General features: G+C 52.9%; 21 protein-coding genes and 1 pseudogene. 13 read left to right on the top strand and 9 right to left on the bottom strand.

Annotation, left to right across the window (positions count from 1 at the left end; genetic code table 11):
* Positions 1 to 33: 33 nt before the first annotated feature.
* Positions 34 to 627 (bottom strand): annotated as a pseudogene (locus tag P0Y67_RS17380) (23S rRNA (cytosine(1962)-C(5))-methyltransferase RlmI); the annotation flags it as partial.
* 284 nt (positions 628 to 911) lie between these two features.
* A complete protein-coding gene (locus tag P0Y67_RS17385) occupies positions 912 to 2,312 on the bottom strand; it encodes a methyl-accepting chemotaxis protein (RefSeq protein ID WP_342392913.1) in 1,401 nt (466 codons plus the stop codon).
* An 87-nt stretch (positions 2,313 to 2,399) separates the two neighbouring features.
* On the opposite strand from P0Y67_RS17385, the gene yccX reads away from it, so the two are divergent.
* Entirely contained in the window at positions 2,400 to 2,672 is a 273-nt protein-coding gene (gene yccX / locus P0Y67_RS17390) for an acylphosphatase (RefSeq protein WP_342392914.1), read from the top strand.
* Between the two features lie 27 nt (positions 2,673 to 2,699).
* Here the strand turns inward: yccX and P0Y67_RS17395 are convergent, their stop codons facing one another.
* The 7 genes from P0Y67_RS17395 to flgA all read right to left on the bottom strand — a co-directional run bounded on the left by P0Y67_RS17395 (position 2,700) and on the right by flgA (position 7,650).
* Complete coding sequence (locus P0Y67_RS17395; RefSeq protein WP_161446428.1) at positions 2,700 to 3,029, bottom strand: TusE/DsrC/DsvC family sulfur relay protein; 330 nt, start codon at positions 3,027 to 3,029, stop codon at positions 2,700 to 2,702.
* A gap of 162 nt (positions 3,030 to 3,191) precedes the next feature.
* Positions 3,192 to 3,854 carry a Bax inhibitor-1/YccA family protein gene (locus P0Y67_RS17400; protein ID WP_342392915.1) on the bottom strand — a complete coding sequence of 221 codons (663 nt, stop codon included), beginning with the start codon at positions 3,852 to 3,854 and terminating at the stop codon, positions 3,192 to 3,194.
* Positions 3,855 to 4,070: 216 nt separating this feature from the next.
* Positions 4,071 to 5,267, bottom strand: a complete 1,197-nt coding sequence (locus tag P0Y67_RS17405) for an amino acid ABC transporter substrate-binding protein (RefSeq protein WP_342392916.1) — start codon at positions 5,265 to 5,267, stop codon at positions 4,071 to 4,073.
* Positions 5,268 to 5,383: 116 nt separating this feature from the next.
* Positions 5,384 to 6,157 (bottom strand): lytic transglycosylase domain-containing protein, encoded by a 774-nt coding sequence (locus tag P0Y67_RS17410; protein WP_342392917.1) that lies wholly within the window; start codon positions 6,155 to 6,157, stop codon positions 5,384 to 5,386.
* Between the two features lies 1 nt (position 6,158).
* On the bottom strand, positions 6,159 to 6,590 hold the full coding sequence (gene flgN / locus P0Y67_RS17415; RefSeq protein ID WP_342392918.1) for a flagellar export chaperone FlgN: 432 nt from the start codon (positions 6,588 to 6,590) through the stop codon (positions 6,159 to 6,161).
* An 8-nt stretch (positions 6,591 to 6,598) separates the two neighbouring features.
* Positions 6,599 to 6,880, bottom strand: a complete 282-nt coding sequence (gene flgM, locus P0Y67_RS17420; protein ID WP_027252396.1) for a flagellar biosynthesis anti-sigma factor FlgM — start codon at positions 6,878 to 6,880, stop codon at positions 6,599 to 6,601.
* Positions 6,881 to 6,960: 80 nt separating this feature from the next.
* On the bottom strand, positions 6,961 to 7,650 hold the full coding sequence (gene flgA, locus P0Y67_RS17425; RefSeq protein ID WP_342392942.1) for a flagellar basal body P-ring formation chaperone FlgA: 690 nt from the start codon (positions 7,648 to 7,650) through the stop codon (positions 6,961 to 6,963).
* Positions 7,651 to 7,837: 187 nt separating this feature from the next.
* Between flgA and flgB the strand changes: the two genes are divergently transcribed.
* From flgB to P0Y67_RS17485, 12 genes are read left to right on the top strand one after another with little or no spacing between them, the layout of a single operon-like run.
* Positions 7,838 to 8,197: a flagellar basal body rod protein FlgB gene (flgB, locus tag P0Y67_RS17430; RefSeq protein WP_342392919.1), complete on the top strand. Its 360-nt coding sequence runs from the start codon at positions 7,838 to 7,840 to the stop codon at positions 8,195 to 8,197.
* A gap of 5 nt (positions 8,198 to 8,202) precedes the next feature.
* Positions 8,203 to 8,640 carry a flagellar basal body rod protein FlgC gene (flgC, locus tag P0Y67_RS17435; RefSeq protein ID WP_342392920.1) on the top strand — a complete coding sequence of 146 codons (438 nt, stop codon included), beginning with the start codon at positions 8,203 to 8,205 and terminating at the stop codon, positions 8,638 to 8,640.
* Entirely contained in the window at positions 8,637 to 9,314 is a 678-nt protein-coding gene (gene flgD, locus P0Y67_RS17440; RefSeq protein ID WP_342392921.1) for a flagellar hook assembly protein FlgD, read from the top strand. Before flgC ends, flgD begins: the two co-directional genes overlap by 4 nt.
* 26 nt (positions 9,315 to 9,340) lie before the next feature.
* The gene (flgE, locus tag P0Y67_RS17445) at positions 9,341 to 10,528 is read left to right on the top strand and encodes a flagellar hook protein FlgE (RefSeq protein WP_027252391.1); all 1,188 of its coding nucleotides are present in this window, start codon (positions 9,341 to 9,343) and stop codon (positions 10,526 to 10,528) included.
* A gap of 10 nt (positions 10,529 to 10,538) precedes the next feature.
* Positions 10,539 to 11,270 carry a flagellar basal-body rod protein FlgF gene (gene flgF, locus P0Y67_RS17450; RefSeq protein ID WP_342392922.1) on the top strand — a complete coding sequence of 244 codons (732 nt, stop codon included), beginning with the start codon at positions 10,539 to 10,541 and terminating at the stop codon, positions 11,268 to 11,270.
* A 17-nt stretch (positions 11,271 to 11,287) separates the two neighbouring features.
* Positions 11,288 to 12,073 carry a flagellar basal-body rod protein FlgG gene (gene flgG, locus P0Y67_RS17455; RefSeq protein ID WP_342392923.1) on the top strand — a complete coding sequence of 262 codons (786 nt, stop codon included), beginning with the start codon at positions 11,288 to 11,290 and terminating at the stop codon, positions 12,071 to 12,073.
* Positions 12,074 to 12,096: 23 nt separating this feature from the next.
* Entirely contained in the window at positions 12,097 to 12,759 is a 663-nt protein-coding gene (gene flgH, locus P0Y67_RS17460) for a flagellar basal body L-ring protein FlgH (RefSeq protein WP_342392924.1), read from the top strand.
* Between the two features lie 29 nt (positions 12,760 to 12,788).
* Positions 12,789 to 13,880: a flagellar basal body P-ring protein FlgI gene (locus P0Y67_RS17465; protein WP_046220787.1), complete on the top strand. Its 1,092-nt coding sequence runs from the start codon at positions 12,789 to 12,791 to the stop codon at positions 13,878 to 13,880.
* Between the two features lie 9 nt (positions 13,881 to 13,889).
* On the top strand, positions 13,890 to 14,411 hold the full coding sequence (locus P0Y67_RS17470) for a rod-binding protein (protein ID WP_342392925.1): 522 nt from the start codon (positions 13,890 to 13,892) through the stop codon (positions 14,409 to 14,411).
* Positions 14,411 to 15,784: a flagellar hook-associated protein FlgK gene (gene flgK, locus P0Y67_RS17475; RefSeq protein WP_342392926.1), complete on the top strand. Its 1,374-nt coding sequence runs from the start codon at positions 14,411 to 14,413 to the stop codon at positions 15,782 to 15,784. The genes P0Y67_RS17470 and flgK overlap by 1 nt, the downstream gene beginning before the upstream one ends.
* Positions 15,785 to 15,793: 9 nt before the next feature.
* Positions 15,794 to 16,693, top strand: a complete 900-nt coding sequence (gene flgL / locus P0Y67_RS17480; RefSeq protein WP_192016530.1) for a flagellar hook-associated protein FlgL — start codon at positions 15,794 to 15,796, stop codon at positions 16,691 to 16,693.
* Positions 16,694 to 16,708: 15 nt separating this feature from the next.
* Positions 16,709 to 17,743: a flagellin gene (locus tag P0Y67_RS17485; protein WP_342392927.1), complete on the top strand. Its 1,035-nt coding sequence runs from the start codon at positions 16,709 to 16,711 to the stop codon at positions 17,741 to 17,743.
* The last annotated feature ends 2 nt before the right edge of the window (positions 17,744 to 17,745 follow it).

Genomic DNA, 17,745 nt, shown 5'->3' on the forward strand with positions numbered 1-17,745 from the left:
CGACTATGACCAATACACTGGTCAGTCTGGGCCATGCCCGCTGTAAAGATGAATTTTAATGCCGTTTTCTTCAATGGTGACAATCGCCGGCGGGGTCTCGCCATGCAACACGCCGGTGCGAGGCTTCAGGCCTTCTTTTTTACGTACCGATACATCAGAGCGCTCATAGATGCTGCACTCCGGGTAGCAGGTTTTGAGTGCTTCAATCAGATTGTCTTTCTGTGCTTCTGCGCCGGCACTGAGCAACTGACACACCAGGAAATCCTGGTATCGGTCGATAGTAATACCCGGCAGTCCGTCTGACTCAGCAGCGATCAAACGGTAACCTGTCAGTCCGTCACGTTCAGCCAGAATGTCCCGCAATCCCTGAGCGGCGTTCAGACGTTTGATAAAGAACGCGGTATCAATGGTATCGTTTTGCTCAAAGGACCAGACACGGACACGGATCTGAGACTGAGGAGAATAGGCACCACGGGCGAGCCATTCACCTTTGTGATCAAACACATCAACGGTGTCGCCCAGTTCAGGTTTCCCTTCGACACGTTGAATACCACGTGAAAAAACCCAAGGATGGCGGCGGCGCAGTGATTTATCGCGACCTTTCACCAAATAGATAGAAGCTGTCATGTTAGGACCAGAAGCTGTAAAGAATGGAGGCGTATTATCTTGTTCGGTGTGAGGAAAATCAACCGCAAGTCGGGGCATTTCAGGAATAGTGAGGTTTCCCTTGAAAGGGAGGGAGGACCCAAAAGGCATTTCGATTCCCTCCCCTTATGAAGGGGAGGGTTAGGGTGGGGTTGATACAGCGATTGCGATGAGTGTTGAAACCGTCGAGGCAGCCACGTAACCCCCTCCTAGCCTCCCCCTTGAAAAAGGGGGAGGAGCTAAGAAGCAATGTCGGGTCGCCCGGATCAGGCTCTGACACCATTCATCAGAATTTCCAGTTGCTGGGCCTGTTGATTCAAGCGCTCAATATCACTGGCCGTGTGGGCAATCACTTGCTTGACCTGGCGCGATTGCTCCCGCACCTGCTCAACGCTGCTGGCAATGCCGTCTGCGACCGAACCCTGCTGCTCCGCAGCAGCCGCAATTTCCGTGCTGCGATCTGAAATATGCTGATTACGCTCTGATATCTGGGTGATTTGCTGGTCAACCGACCCCATCAGGGTTTCACTCTCACCGGCGTTGGTGACTGTGCTCTGCATCACGGCCATCAGGGTCTGGCTGTTTTTTTGCAGTGATTCAATCATCTGCTGGATTTCGACGGTCGCGGTTTGTGTCCGGCCTGCCAGGGTGCGCACTTCGTCCGCGACCACGGCAAAACCGCGTCCCTGTTCGCCGGCGCGGGCTGCTTCAATAGCCGCGTTCAATGCCAGCAGGTTAGTCTGCTCTGAAATGGCATTGATGGTGGTGACCACAGCGTCAATTTTTGCGGCATTACTGTCGAGTGCATTAACGGCTTCAGCAGCCTGATGAATTTCGCGAGTCAGCTGGTTGATGGCCTGCTTAGTATTGCTGACCTGGATGCGGCCCTGTTCAGTCACGTCCTGGGCTTCCTGGGTCTGCGCTGAGGTGTCGTGCGCATGGGCGGCCACTTCACGGATTGAAGAGGCCATCTCTTCGGTGGCACTCGCCAGCGAGTCCAGGTGTGCTTGCTGGTCGGTCGAAAGGTTTTCAGTTTGCATCGAGCGCTGACGAAGCTCGCTGCTGATTTGCTGCATCAGTGCGGTGGCTTCCTGAGTGGCCAGCACCAGTTGCTGTTCGCGTTCTGCCACTTTGTCGATAGTGATGGCAATGGTGCTGAACTCATCCCGGACTTTAAAAAAGTTCAGCCGCTGCGTCAGGTCGCCATCAGCCAGAGTCGACAGTGCTTTGTGCGTAGTGAACATCGCACCGCCAATAAAGGTCATGATGTAATACACCATGGCACAGGCCATGAATACCACAAAGAGGCCCAATCCAATCTGAAATCCTGTGAGGTAATCAAACAGGCCCGATGACTCAGTGGACACCAGGCTGTAATTCATTCCCGCCACCGATACCGCATCGATCCCACGTCCAATCGCGAGGTGGGTACCACTCAACAATTGAGCGGCATCAGCCTGCGACACTTTCAGTTCTGCCAGTAAGTGCGCTGAAGTCTGTAATTTTTGTGCGATAAGTGATTGATACTGCTTTTCGCCAGCATCAGCTAAAATTGCACTTACAGCGATCATTCCGATAAGCGGCAACAAGAACAAGAGGTAGAACTTCTCCTGCAGCCTGAGGTGAATGAGGTATTTATCAATCCATCGAAATGCAACTTCTTTCATTTTGTCATCCTGAATAAAGAGGAGTGGTGTGGCGTAAGTGAATACTAATATTTTATCTTTTAAATAGGACTAATCTTGAGGTGATATATGTCACAAATTTGCGTCTTGGTCAGGGTCACTGGCCATGTTCAGGGGGTGGGGTTTCGTTTTCATACAGCGCATGAAGGGTTGAAAATCGGTGTGAGCGGTTATGCGAAGAATTTACCCGACGGCAGCGTCGAAGTGTTGGCGTGCGGGAAAGCCGAAAAAGTCGAACAATTGGTAGACTGGCTGACCAGTGGTCCCCGTACATCCCGGGTGGACAGTGTAAGCCGGGATGATCTTGAATGGCGTGCGATTGACGGATTTGAAATTATATAGCCGAAGCCGCTTGGCACCGGCTATAGATCACAAGCATTTTGCCGGTTTAGGTAAACCCGCCAGTTTGGTGGCTTGTTTAGCCGGCCCTTTGGGAAAGAGTTTGAACAGATACTTGGAACTGCCTTTTTCTTCACCGTACTTTTTTGCCATTGCCTTCACCAGCATCCGGATAGCGGGTGAGGTATTAAATTCCAGATAGAATTCACGAACAAAAGTGACCACTTCCCAGTGGGCGTCAGTCAGCTCAACGCCTTCATCTTGCGCCAGCAGGGGCACCATTTCCGGTGTCCAGTCGCTGACATTCTTTAAATACCCCTGGGCATCGGTGTCGATGACATTTCCGTCAAATTCAAGCATGGTCGGTCTCGCAGTTATTAACCCGGCAAGGATAGTGATATCGCTCGTCCTTCGCAAGTGTTCTGCGCACTATTGCCTGCTTACTGAAGGCCATTTACCGCATCACAGAAAAACAAAAAGCGCCCCGGAGGGCGCTTCTGGCATTGTAAGTGGCGGACGAGATTAATCGTCGCTGCCCATGATGCCCAGAATTTGCAGCAGGCTCAGGAACAGGTTGTAAATAGACACATACAAAGTCACGGTTGCAGAGATATAGTTTGTCTCACCGCCGCGCACAATCGACTGCGTAGTCAGCAGGATTGCCGCAGAAGAGAAGAGCACAAACATTCCGCTGATCACCAGAGACAGCATTGGCATTTTCAGGAAGATGTTTGCAATCACGGCAACCACAATAGCAATAAAGCCGGCCAGCAGCATGCCGTTCAGGAACGACAGGTCGCGTTTAGTGGTCAGTGCATAAGCTGAACAGGCCATGAAGGTCAGTGCAGTACCGCCCAGTGCCGGCATGATCACATGTCCCATACCCGCGCCAATATACATGTTCAGGATTGGGCCAAGGGTGTAACCCATGAAACCAGTAAGCAGGAAGGTAAAGACCAGCCCCAGGCCGCTGTCACGGTTCTTTTCTGTCAGGAACAGCAAACCGTAAAAGCCAACCAGGGTGATGATGATGCCAGGATGCGGCAGGTTCATTGCCATTGAAACACCGGCTACCACGGCTGACCACAGTAGGGTCAGGGATAACAGGAAATAAGTGTTACGCAGAACCTTGTTCGTTGACAGTACGCCTTCGTAGCCATTACTACGGACAATACGATCGTTCATAAATGCTTCCCCTTAGGGTTAGTGTTGAAATCTACTATGCCATATATGGCGGCAACGTCGGCAAGTTTCAATAGTAAGTCATTGAAAATTTGAACCGAAATTGAAAAAAACGTTGAATCTATTGGCTTAAATATACTGGAGTCAGTGCCAATACCTATGATCAAAGATGTAACAGTGTGTAAATTTGACGGTTTGACCCGTCAGGCTGAGGCAAGACTAACGTATCGGGGGCGCATAATGCAAACCTCCCTGTGTCCAGAGACTGTTTTGTGCCCGCTGTATATGAAGCGGAGACTGGATGCCGACTGTGCGATCAAAGCTTTCGCCGTAATTACCCACTTGTTTGATGATTTGATACGCCCAGTCCGGACTAAGGCCCAGGCTTTTTCCCTGCGGGCCGTCTAAACCAAGAAACCGGCGTACTTCAGGAATATTGCTGCTTTTCATCTCGTCGATATTTTGCGAGCTGATCCCCAGCTCCTCGGCATTGATCATGGCATTCAGTGTCCATTTCACTATGTTGTACCACTGGTCGTCCCCCTGACGGACCACAGGTCCCAGTGGCTCTTTGGAAATGATATCCGGTAAAATAATCGCGTCTTCGGCATTTTTCAGATTCAGCCTTAAGCCGTAAAGTCCGGACTGATCTGCGGTCAGCACATCGCAACGGCCTTCTTCAAAGCCCATGATAGTTTCCTGCGCGGTATCAAACGGCACCAGGGTGTAAATCAGGTTATTGAGTTTGAAGTAGTCCTCAAGGTTCAGCTCGGTGGTGGTACCGGACTGAACGCAAATGGTGGCGCCGGACAAATCTTCCGCTCTGTTGGCGTTGAGGGATTTTTTCACCATAAAGCCCTGACCATCGAAATACAGGATGCCGGCAAAATGCAGTTCGAGCGCCGTGTCGCGCTGCAAAGTCCAGGTGGTATTGCGTGACAGTATGTCTATCTCGCCTTTTTGCAGCGCTGAAAAGCGCTCACGGGCATTGAGAGGGATAAATTTTACTTTGCTTTTATCACCCAGGGTTGCGGCGGCGACCGCCTGGCAGAACTCCACATCCAGGCCATACCATTCGCCTTGCTGATTGGGCATGGAAAAGCCGGGTAGCCCGGTACTGACCCCGCATTCGAGGTAACCTTTTTCTGCTATACGTTGTAAGGTTGGAGAAAAGCTGATCTGTTTGCTCAGCCGGCCCCTGAGTGTGTTGACTTCTTGTTCAAGCTCTTCGACACGTTGCGAATCCTGACTCAGGAGGTTTTGAACCGGCTGTTCTTCCAGCTGCTGTTCGAGCATCTCGACTTTATTTTCCAGCGCTTTTATTAACGCTTTGTCTTGTGCATTGTCGCGATCGCACCCTGAGATCATCAGCAGGCATAGGGTTCCCAGCAGACAAGCCTGAATCGTGTCCGTCATAACGTGTCCTTCTACGTCTTCATCGGCCTGTTGGTGAGAACCGACAGGTAATGCTCATTAATAGAAATATCAATCTTCAGTATAGGAACCGTTCACGGATGTGCGAGTATCAATATTTATAAAGGTATCAGTGGTTTGACAGGCGACATATTAATGACCTCCCGTTTAGCAAACAGATCAGTCAGTATCCGGGTTTCCATATCGGTGGGCGGGTGGCTGACGGTCAGCCGGAGAAGGGGATCTTTTGCGCTTGCCTGTCGGGTCAGCGCGTCCAGATCCACAACCGAAAGCAGTGCATGAAATTTGTGCACATAGTCGCGGGTTTCCTTCGGTAACGACAGCGCCGTGAACCGGCGGCTGTTGGCTTTTTTGATGGCCCGGCCGACCCTGCCTTCGCCGGCATTGTAGGCGGCCAGTGTCAGCGCAAGGTCGTGATCGAACTTGTTGTACAGAAATGACAGGTAAGCGACGGCGGCCTGAGTGCTCTTTTGGACATCAAAGCGCTCGTCGTTGTCGGCTTGTACCTGCAATCCGAACCGCTCGGCGGTGGCCGGTATCAGCTGCCACAGGCCGGCTGCATTGGCTGACGAGACGGCATCTACCCTGAACGTGGATTCAATCATGGGCAGTAACGCCAGGTTGGCCGGGAGCTGTTTGTCACGCAGTGCCTGCTCAATATCAAGCAGTGTCTCTTTATTACGCAGCAGGTGTCGCTGAATCAGCTGGCGGTGGGGCAGTAACTTGTCGACCTGAGCCTGTAAGGCATCGGCACTGAGAGAAAAAGACGACGATGCCGGGTTGGCCAATGCGAAACCCGGCAGGATGATCAGTGTGAACCAACAACAGAAACCGGCCCAAAAGCAGGAGCCGGTTTTGCGGGCAGTCGTCATATCAGCTCTGCATTAATGCCGTGCCATAGGCAGGTTCGCCTTTAATCTGCATCAGCAATTCACCGTAAGAGGCGGACAGATTGCCGTTCACCTGATTGGTTTTCTGGCAGGACTGGATGTGATTCTCCAGTTGCTGCCAGCTCTGGCGAACCTGAGCATTCAGGGGTGACGGCAGTTTTTTCATCAGTATTGTCATGCCTTGCTTATCGGCAGACAGTCCGAGTTGTTGTAATAACTGCCTGCGCTGCGAGGCGCTGTGCTGAAGCTGAGCAAGCAAGTGTTCCTGCTTTTTTACCAGTTCGGATAACGTCGTGCCGTTAAATTGCAGATAACTGGCTTGCTGCCGTAACAGCAGTTGACCGAGTTGCTGGTAAGCCTGGAGGTCGTGGCGGATCCCCTGAATCAGTGCTTTCACTATCTGCTGCTTGCTCATGTCGGGCCTCATTCGTGTCCGGTGTGGAATTCCAGAATCGCGCTGGACAGGGTATCAATGTCGAGTTTGAGATCACCTTTTGCCAGCGCCTGCTTCACCGCATTCACTTTTTCCATATCGATGTCCGGTAAGTCGGCCAGTTTTTCCTGCGCCTGTGAAATGATCTGATTACTGGCGCTGATCACTGGCTCCAGACCTTTCGACTTACCTGCGGTTTCCACTTGTGCCGGGCTGGACGGACGCTGTGTTGACGACGCCACTTGAGAATTAATTACTTTGTCAATTTTCATGAATTTATCCTGCTCGCTTTTTCTACCGCTTGAATTTAAGTAACTGCTAAAGAGGAAAAGCGACCGCTTCCGGGCGGAAATTAAAAAATAGTTTCAACTTTTCCACGCTCGACCACTAAAGCCTGAATGACCTTTCCTGAACTGATATTGCGGACAGAAACCTGCTCACCTTTAACACCATTTTGTAAGGCTTCTCCTTTCATGCTGGCCTCCAGGCCATTTTTGCTGGCCACTATGATGACAGCGTCACCTTCCTCGACCAGCCACAGCGGCTGGAGCTGCAATGGGTTGATGATCTGGCCGCTGCGGATCCGCCTTAAGGTTCGCTGGCCAATGAGTTGCTCGGGGCGGGTCGCAAACGCTTCATTACGGCTCAGCGTTAAGGTCTGGGATTTGAGCATGGTTGCCGACAGCCTGGTATCCCGCCTGATGTGTGTTGCTGAGACGATCACCGGCAGCCGGATGCTGACCTGGGCCGTAATGTTCAGTTTCCATGGCTGGGGGCCGGACTGGCATTCAAGTTGGCGGCGCAGATAGCCCACCGGCAGGCTCTGTTGATCGGCGGCGCTGATATACAGCGCAGTGTCACAGGCCGGCAGGTGATCAACGGAAGCCGGCACACTGATACTGATCTCAGTGTGATAGTCAGGCCATTGTTGTCTTGACGCATAACTGGCGATTTCCTGCTCTATCTGAGCCTGGGTCCAGGCCACCAGTTCGGACTCATTCTGTTTGTTACCGCTGTCAGCCAGGGTGACAGAAGGGAGCATCAATACCGTTGCCCACAGCGCGAGAAGCCTGCCGGATTTCCTGTTTCCTGATTTCCGCTTATGTGTGAAAGGGCGGAAGTTCCGCTTCCCTTCCTCTTTGTAACTCATTGAAAAATAATACATAAAATATTGGCATGTTTCTTGTTAGTAGTCATGGTGCAAGCGTGACCGATTTAAAGGAAAAACAATGGCGATCAGTTTTGAAAATGCGCTGGGTGTCCATCCTGATGCGCTTAATTTCAGGGTACAGCGCAGCAAAGTATTGGCAAGCAACTTAGCAAATGTCGATACCCCTGGATATCTCGCCAGAGACCTGGCGTTTGAAAGCGTGATGAAAAACACAAGCTCACGAGTGGATACACCCCCACCGCAAATGGATGTGAGCGCGAAATACCGGGTGCCGTACCAGAACAGCAAAACCGGTAACACCGTTGAGCTGGGCGTGGAACAAGCCAAGTTTGCCCAGAACAACATGGATTTTCAAACCAGTCTGACCTTTATGAACATGAAGTTCAGCGGACTGGCCAAAGCAATTGAGGGTCGTTAATCACTATGGCTTTTACGGACATCTACTCAATCGCTGGTTCTGCAATGACGGCGCAAACCGTCCGTCTGAATACGGTAGCCAGTAACCTGGCCAATGCCGACGCAGTAGCCAGCAATCCTAATGATGCTTACAAAGCGCTGAAACCTGTGTTTGCCACTGTGTACAGCCAGACACAATTATCTGCTGACAAAGATGTGTACCCGAATGCGGAAGTGCGCATTGTCGATGTGGTTCAGCATGATGGCAAAGTGGATAAGCGTTTCGAACCGAATAACCCGCTGGCGAACGAAGAAGGCTATGTCTTCTATCCGGGCATCGACGTTGTGGCGGAAATGGCAGACATGATGTCCGCCACCCGCAGTTACGAGACCAATGTCGAAGTGCTGGCCAATGTGAAAAGTATGCAGCAGGGCCTGCTGCGTCTGGGGGAGGGTAGCCGATGAGCTTAGCACAATACACCGCCTTGTCCGGAGATAGCCCGGCAACCACAAGCGGCAATACCGGTGTTCAGGCAAACCGTACCAGCGATAACAGCGCTGATGCCCTGCAGAACGAGTTCCTGACCCTGATGGTGGCTCAGATCCAAAATCAGGATCCGCTCAACCCGCTCGACGGCACGGAATATGTCGGTCAGCTGGCGCAGTTCTCTCAGGTTCAGAGTACCGAGAATATGTCCAAGATGATGCAGAACAGCATGGTCTTGATGGACAACATGCAGGTACTGGCAACGGCGGGTTTAGTGGGACAGACAGTGTATGTCAGCACCAATGAAATGACCCTGGGTGAAGGTACCCAGAGCGGCAAGATTGAACTGGCACACGCGTCTAATCAGGTCAACCTGCTGCTGGAAGATGACTATGGCCGTGTGACCAAAGTACCGCTGGGCGCACACGGTGCCGGCGATGTGGATTTCACCATTGACCCGGAAGCGCTGGAACTGCCGGAAGGGAATTACACAGTGTCTGTGGAAGTCCAGTCCGGCCAGACAGAGCCCAAGGTGCTGCTGGCCGGTCAGGTTGAACAAGTACGTGTACCAAGTAACGGGGGCTCAGCCCTGGTCAATGTTGCCGGTGTCGGCAGCGTTCCTTTCTACCAGATTAGCCAGTTCGGCAGCTGATTTTCATACAAGATAACGAGGATATTATGAGTTTTGATATCGCGCTGAGTGGCCTGGGAGCCACCAATACACAGCTCAATACCATCAGTAACAACATCGCAAACGTGTCGACCACGGGCTTTAAAGAGTCGCGTACAGAGTTCTCTTCTGTCTACAACGGTATTCAGGCCGGTGGTGTGGAAGTGGCTGCCATCTCTCAGAACTTTGATAAAAACGGTTCGGTGAGCGGCACGGGTCGTTCACTGGATCTGGCTATCGGCGGTAACGGCTTTTTCGTCACCAAAGACACCAGCGGTCAGGTTGTTTATACCCGCTCTGGCGTGTTCAACACAGATAAAGACAACAACATCGTCAGTAACACCGGCATGAAGCTGCAAGGTTATACCGTTGACGGTAATAACAATCTGCAATCGGGCGCTGTGGGTGATCTGCAAATCAAAACGGCGTCGCTGGCTGCCAAAGCCACTGACCGTGTGGATTTCGTGGCGAACTTTGACTCTCGCGTGAATACGCCTGCGGTTGCGCCATTCGATATGACTGACCACGATACCTATAACTCCTCTTACACCACCAAGGTGTATGACTCGCTGGGTAACCCGCACACCATGACCCAGTATTTCGTGAAAACCGGTGCCAATGCCTGGGATATTCATGTGTCTGTTGACGGTGCTGCGCCGGGTGCGCCTCAGGCAGCAACCTTCAATACTGACGGTACGCTGGCCACACCGGCGGCACCTTTCAATATTGCCTTTAACCCTGCCGGTGCCGACCCTATGAGTGTGGACATCGACCTGCTGGGCACTACACAGTTCGGCGCCGATTTCGGCACCAGCACCAACAACCCGAACGGGTATTCATCCGGTGAGCTGACAGGCGTGCGTGTGGAAGACAACGGCATGGTATATGCCACTTACACCAACGGTCAGTCGTTGCTGCAGGGGCAGGTCATGCTGGCCGATTTTGCTAACCCGCAAGCTCTGGTCAAAGTCAGTAACACTGGCTGGCAGCAAAGCTTTGGCTCTGGTGCGCCGATCACCGGTCAGCCTGGCAGCGGTATCCTGGGCAGCCTGACGCCGGGGGCACTGGAAGGCTCTAACGTGGATCTGACCAGCGAACTGGTCAACCTGATGACAGCACAGCGTAACTACCAGGCGAACGCCAAAACCATCTCGACCACAGAGCAGCTGACCCAAGCGCTGTTCAACGCGATTTAAGGGTTAGTTGATGGATAGCTTGTTATACACAGCAACCAGTGGAGCAAGTCGGGTACTGAGCGCACAGCAGGTGCGCTCGAACAACCTGTCGAATGCCGATACCACAGGTTTTCGTGCCGACATGGAAAGAGCCAAAAGTTATGCCGTTCAGGGCCGTGGTTTTGACGGCAGCACTATGGTGGTGACGAACTCGGCCTCGACCCGTTTTGATGCCGGAGACATGGTGAAAACCGGTCGCAAACTGGATATCGCCATCAATGGCGATGGTTTTCTGACAGTACAAAGCCCGGATGGCGGTGAGTCATACACCCGGGCCGGTAACCTGAAAATTGATCAGCAGGGCAACCTGACAGTCAACGGCTTCCCTGTGATGGCAGAAGGCGAGCCTATCGTTATTCCGCCTAACCAGAGCATTGAAATCAGCGAAACCGGCATGGTGACTGTCATTCCACCGGGCGGTGGTGCGGAACTGGAAGTGGGCCAGTTAAAACTGGTCAATCCGAATATTACCGATGTTCAGAAAATGAACGATGGCTTGTTCCAGGCCCGTAACGGTAATGATTTCGCCGCGGATGCCACAGTGCGTCTGGCGCCGGAACACCTGGAAGGCAGTAACGTTTCCGCGATTGAAGAACTGGTCAGCGTGATGTCGCTGACACGTAATTTCGAAATGCAGGTGCGGATGATGAAAACCGCAGAAAAACTCGCTCAGGCTGGTAACCGTCTGCTGCGTAACGGCTAATAAGAAGGAGAGATCACATGCATTCTGCATTATGGGTCAGCAAAACGGGCATGGCGGCGCAAGACACCAAGATGACCGCCATCTCGAACAACCTGGCAAACGTTAACACAGTAGGCTTTAAACGCGACCGCGTTGTGTTTGAAGACCTCTTCTACACCATTCAGCGTCAGCCGGGTGCACCGGTCGACCAGGTCAATGAACTGCCGACAGGTGTGCAGCTGGGTAGCGGTGTGCGCGTCGTCGGCACACAAAAAGTATTTACCCAAGGTAACACGCAAAACACCAGCCAGGACTTGGATATGGCCATCATGGGTGGTGGCTTCTTCCAGATTGAAAACTCTGACGGTGAAGTCATGTACAGCCGCAACGGCCAGTTTCATGTCAACTCTGAAGGCCTGATTGTCAATACTCAGGGTCTGCCGCTGATCCCTCAAATCGAGATCCCGAATGCGGCCACCCGAATCAGCATAGGTGTTGACGGCACAGTGTCTGCGCAGGTGGCCGGTGATCCGCAGCCGCAGGAACTGGGTCAGATCACTCTGGCGCAATTCGCAAACCCGGCCGGTCTGGAAGCGCTGGGCGGCAACCTGTACCGCGAAACAGAAGCCAGCGGCCAGCCGGATGAACTAGTGCCGGGCCTGGACGGTGCGGGCAGCATCAAACAGGGTGCGCTGGAAGGCTCTAACGTGCAGGTGGTGGAAGAGATGGTCGATATGATCACCACGCAGCGCGCGTACGAAATGAACGCCAAAGTCGTCTCAGCTGCGGATGACATGCTGAAGTTTGTCGCGCAGTCAGTTTAATGCTTACACCGAAAGGAAATCCTATGAAGTGGCTGATTCCATTTCTCATGGTGTTATTGACAGGGTGCACCATGCGCCCTGAATTCTCCACACCAGAACCCGATGATGAAGCCTTCGCGCCACCGGTACTGGATTACTCTTTGCCGGAAGCGTCTGACGGCAGTCTTTATCGCAACAACTACATGATGACCTTGTTTCAGGATCGCCGTGCTTACCGGGTCGGTGACATTCTCACTATAGTGCTGGATGAAGAAACCCAGTCGAGCAAAAAAGCCAATACCCAGTTTTCCAAAGATTCTGAAGTTGGCATCAGCGCGCCGATATTTGGCAATTACACCGCAGATAATTTATCGGCCAGTGTGGATGCCAGCCGTGGCTTCGATGGTTCATCGCAAAGCTCGCAGGGCAACAAACTGAAAGGGGCGATTACAGTAACGGTGAACGCCGTGCTACCGAATGGTGTGCTGCGTATCCGCGGTGAAAAATGGCTGCGTCTCAATCAGGGTGATGAATTTATCCGCCTGTCAGGGATTGTGCGGGTCGATGACATTAACCGCTTGAATCAGGTGTCTTCGCAACGTATCGGTGATGCGCGTATCACCTATTCCGGCCGCGGAGCACTGGCTGACAGCAACTCAGCCGGCTGGCTGACTCAATTCTTTACTAGCCCATGGATGCCGTTCTGATGAAATCGTTCAAAACCCTATTGCTGTTTATGGCAGTGGCGCTTTGGGGAGCTCACTCTGTCTCTGCCAACGCCTCCATTGCTATGCCTATTATGGATTTAGTGGATGTGCAAGGCATCCGTGGTAACCAGCTGGTGGGCTATGGTCTGGTTGTTGGTCTTGATGGTACGGGTGACCGTAACCAGGTGAAATTTACCAGCCAGTCTGTCACCAATATGCTGCGCCAGTTTGGTGTGCAGATCAGCGAAGGCACCGATCCTAAGCTGAAAAACGTGGCGTCAGTCAGTGTGACTGCGTTTATCGATCCAATGGCAGGGAAAGGCCAGACAGTGAATATTGTGGTGTCATCCCTGGGTGATGCCAAAAGCTTGCGTGGCGGTACTTTGCTGCTGACCCCTTTGCGGGGCGTGGACGGTGAAGTCTACGCGGTGGCGCAGGGCAACGTGATTGTCGGCGGCGCCAGTGCCGAAGGTCTGAGCGGCTCGAAAGTAACCATTAACACCCCGACAACGGGGCGTATTCCGAACGGCGCGACGCTGGAACGTGAAATCCCGACAGATTTCAATCAAAAGCCCAATATCACGCTCAACCTGCGTACCCCGAGCTTCACCACCGCGAAAAACATTGCCCGCGCTGTCAATAACACCTTTGGTTCGGGTGTGGCAACGGCTATCAACAAGGCCAAAGTGGAAGTGCTGGCCCCTATGGATACCCAGCAGCGCGTGACCTTTATGTCGATGCTGGAAGAGCTGGTTGTCGAAGAAGGCCGTCGTCCGGCCCGAGTCGTCTTCAACTCCCGTACCGGTACTGTGGTGGTCGGCAAAAACGTGACAGTCAGCGCCGCTGCCGTCAGTCATGGCAGCCTGACCGTGACCATTCGTGAAATGCAGTCTGTCAGCCAGCCAAACGCCTTTGCCGACGGTGAAACCAAAGTGGTGAATAACTCGCTGGTCGATATCAATCAGGACGAAGCACCTATGTATATCTGGCCGGAAGGGACTGAACTGAGCACGATTGTCGATGCGGTGAACAGCCTGGGCGCGACGCCGGATGATCTGATGTCAATTCTGCAGGCCCTGCATGAAGCGGGTGCGCTGAATGCTGAGCTGGTGGTTATTTAAGGAGTGGCAATGAAAATTGATGGTCAGGCTAACGCCATGCTGTATCACGATAACAGTGCAGTGAATAACCTGAAGTTTCAGGCGGACAAAAAACAGGCCCTGCATGAAGTGGCCGGTCAGTTTGAAGCCATGTTTCTGCAGATGGTGCTGCGCCAGATGCGCAGCAGCAGTGATGTACTGGCAGCGGAAGACAACCCGTTTTCGAGCAAAGAGCAAGGCGTTTTTCGCGACTTCTATGACGGCCAGCTGGCGATGGACATGGCGAAGCGACAAAGTGCCGGCATTGCCGACATGCTGGTCAAGCAACTGAGCCCGCATGACAGCGGCGATTCGGCGCTCAACCGTGAAAATCTGGCGGCCAACAGCCCGTCGCTGGTACCGGAGGCGGGCAAATTTAACACCGCCAGTGAGCAGGTCGCCCTTGATAAAGAACAGCTTCCGGCTACTCAACGAGTGACTGCCATTAATAATATGGCGTTTCAGCAGCCGCTAATTACCAGGATTGATGCGAAAATGGAGCACGGATCTTAATGAGCATAATCAACATTGCATTAACCGGTTTGAATGCAAACCGTGCTGGCCTTGATGTTACCGCGCAAAACGTCGCTAACGTGAATACGCCGGGTTACAGCCGTCAGCAGGCGCAGTTTGCTGCGCTCGGTCCCAGCTCCGCACTGGGCACCAGTGCCGGTAACGGGGTGGAAGTCACCAGTATTCGCCGTATATCCGATGAATTTGTAGTGAGACAAACCTGGGCGACCCAAAGCCAGGCGTCCTATTCTTCCCGTTATCTCAGCAATATGTCTCAGCTTGAAAACGTGATGGGGGCAGACAGCTTTAACATCGCCAAAGGTCTGGACAACTTGTACGCCGCCTTGAATGATGCGTCGGTGAAACCTGAGTCTACGCCGCTGCGTCAGCAAATCATCAGTGAAGCAGACGCCCTGACGCGCCGTTTCAATACGCTGTCTGAGTCTTATTACTCCCAGCATAAAGATCTGAGTGAGCAGCGCACGGCAGCGGTGGAGCTGAGTAACAGCCTGCTGGTCAATATTGCCGATGTGAACAAGCGCATTGTTGAAATGAGCTCAACCAACGGCAACCCGTCTCAGCTGCTCGATGAACGTGAAGCATTGATTGGACAGCTGTCTGAAATGATGTCCATCAAAACCAATAAGCAGCCGGATGGCAGTCTGCAGGTCACTCTGGCGTCCGGTCAGCCGCTGGTGCTGGGTGATCAGGCCTCTCAGATCAAAGCCATTCCCGATCCGTCTGATCCCTATCTGGCCGATCTGGAAATCGATTTTGCCGGTCAGCGTTTCCCAATTAGCGGCGATATCGGCGGTGAGCTTGGCGCGATAACTGACTATCAGGTCGAGACCCTGCTGCCTTTCCGTCAGACCCTGGACGAAATGGCCGTGGCGTTTGCCGATGCCTTTAACAACACCCTGGCCACCGGGCAGGATCTGAACGGCAATGCCGGCCAGCCATTGTTTACCTACGACCCGGCCAGCCCGTCTTCGAGTCTGAAAATTACCGCCCTGAAACCGGAAGAGCTGGCACTGTCTTCAGACGGTACTCCGGGTAACAGTGATGTGCTGACCGATTTGGTTGGTCTGAGCAACCAGACCTTTGCGATTACCGGTTACGGCAATATCGCCATCAGCGATACCTTTACTGCCATGGTAGGGGATACGGCGATCAAAGCGCGCCAGGTCACCTCAGACGCAAAAGCGGCGGAAAACCTCAATGCACAGGCGATCTCAGTCAAAGAAAACCTGAGTTCAGTGAACAGCGATGAGGAAGCTGCCAATCTGATGATATTTGCCAATGCGTATCAGGCAAACATGAAGGTGATCAGTACGGCAAATAACCTGTTCGATACTGTACTGGCTCTGTTTTAAGGAATAATTATGCGTATCAGTGACACTCAATTCAGCCAGATGATGCTGAGCAGCCTGAGCAAAAACAATGTGGGTTTGGGCGAAGTGATGCAACAGATGTCGACCGGTGATCGTCTGACCAAATTGTCGGACGATCCGATTGATTCCATCAAGCTTCTGAACCTCGGACGCGAAGGCAGCGCACTGACTCAGTATCAGGCCAATATCGCCAACGTGAAAACCACGCTGTCAAGTCAGGAAGCCTATTTAGACACGGCAAGCGATAGTTTAAAGAGTTTACGTGATCTTGTGCTATGGGGTTCAAACGGCACCATGACAGATGAAGATCGTCAGGGCATTATCACGGAAATGGAAAGCCTGAAAGAGGGCTTACAGGCGGTGTTCAATGCTCAGGACGAAGAAGGTATCTATCTGTTTTCCGGCACCCAGACCGACACACAGGCTCTGACGGATACCGGCGCAGGTTACACCCTGAACGGCAATGCTGATAAGCGTCTGGTGACAGTCGCCAAAGGGGTGACAATGGAATCTAACGTGACGGCGCTGGAGTTGCTGGATTTAGGTGGCGGTGCCACTGTCTTTCAGAAAATTGATGATCTGATTGCAGAGTTTCAGGCCCCGACGGCCAATTTCAGAACCGAAGTGGATGGCACCCTGGCTGCGATAGATACCACCTTTGGCAACGTGTTAGGCGCCATAACCGACATGGGCGGCCGCCACAATAACCTGGATCTGATGTCAGACGGACACGCCGATAACAAACTGTTCGTTGATAAAGTGGAAGGCGACCTGAAAAACCTGGATTACGCGGAAGCGTCTGTACGCTTGAGCAATTATCTCTCGGCACTTCAGGCATCACAGGCCAGCTTTACCAAGATTAACGATCTGTCATTGTTTGATCGCTTATAAGGAAGAGAGAACACTATGGTGAACTCTACTGCAGAGATTCGGCAACAGTCGATTTCACTGCTGAAAAATGACAAGGCAACAATTTCACCACCGGCACCCGCCGGTGGCTCTGTTTCCGCCGTTCAGGACACGACACCGGCGCAACGCCCGGCTGTCGTCAAAGGCGGATACACGGCAACCAGCGAGCTGTTCTCACAGGGCCAGCAACAAGTGACCCGCGGGCAGATTGCGCATCAGAGCCTGGTCAGCGTGGGCCGTGATCTGCAGGGGATGAAAAAAATCCTCACTCAGATGCTGGGCAGTTCGACCGCGATTACCCAAGGCCGTGTGGATCAGCTTCAGCGCCACCATAGCCACATACAGCAAACGCTGAATGGCGGTCGGTTTGATGGTGAACGGGTGCTGGACAGTCAGCTGCAGTTTCAGCCCAAAGGCGATCCCAAGCAAAGCTTTACCGTCAACGGACTGAACCTGGTACGCCAGCGTCAGCAGAGTGAGCAGTTGCACCTGACGGTCCAGGATCGCGGCACCGCGCTGCTGACCTTTGATGCCTCGCAAACCGATCGCCAGCTGACCCAGCAAATAGACAAAGCGGTTATTCCGCTCGGTCTGCGGGCGGCTGCCACCGAAAGCGGCGATGTGATCTTTTCAACCTCCCAGTCGGATTTTCAGACCTTAGGCCAGCATGTGACCATCAGCGGGCAGGGCCACCGTTATCCGGCCGGTCAGCCGAATCGCATTAAAGTGCAGCCCGAGCCACAGGGCATTGAAAATATCTCCCTGAAACTGGCAGACGGTGAGCAAATTCGCCACACCATGCGCCATGTTAATCAGGGATTGCAACAGGTCCAGAAAGGGCTGGATCAGCTGAGAAACTTCCAGGCCGATCTGGACACGAAAGTCGGCAAGGCGATGGCCGGCCAGTCTGCTGAGAGCATTGATACCAAGGTGCAATCGTTGCAGAACTCCCAGTCTTTCGCCGCCGCCTTCCAGGTGGTATCCGCCCAGGCGAACGTTCACCGTCATACCGTGGTTGCTTTGCTGAAGTAACT

This window comes from Photobacterium sp. SP02 (assembly GCF_038519165.1).
Taxonomy (GTDB): domain Bacteria; phylum Pseudomonadota; class Gammaproteobacteria; order Enterobacterales; family Vibrionaceae; genus Photobacterium; species Photobacterium halotolerans.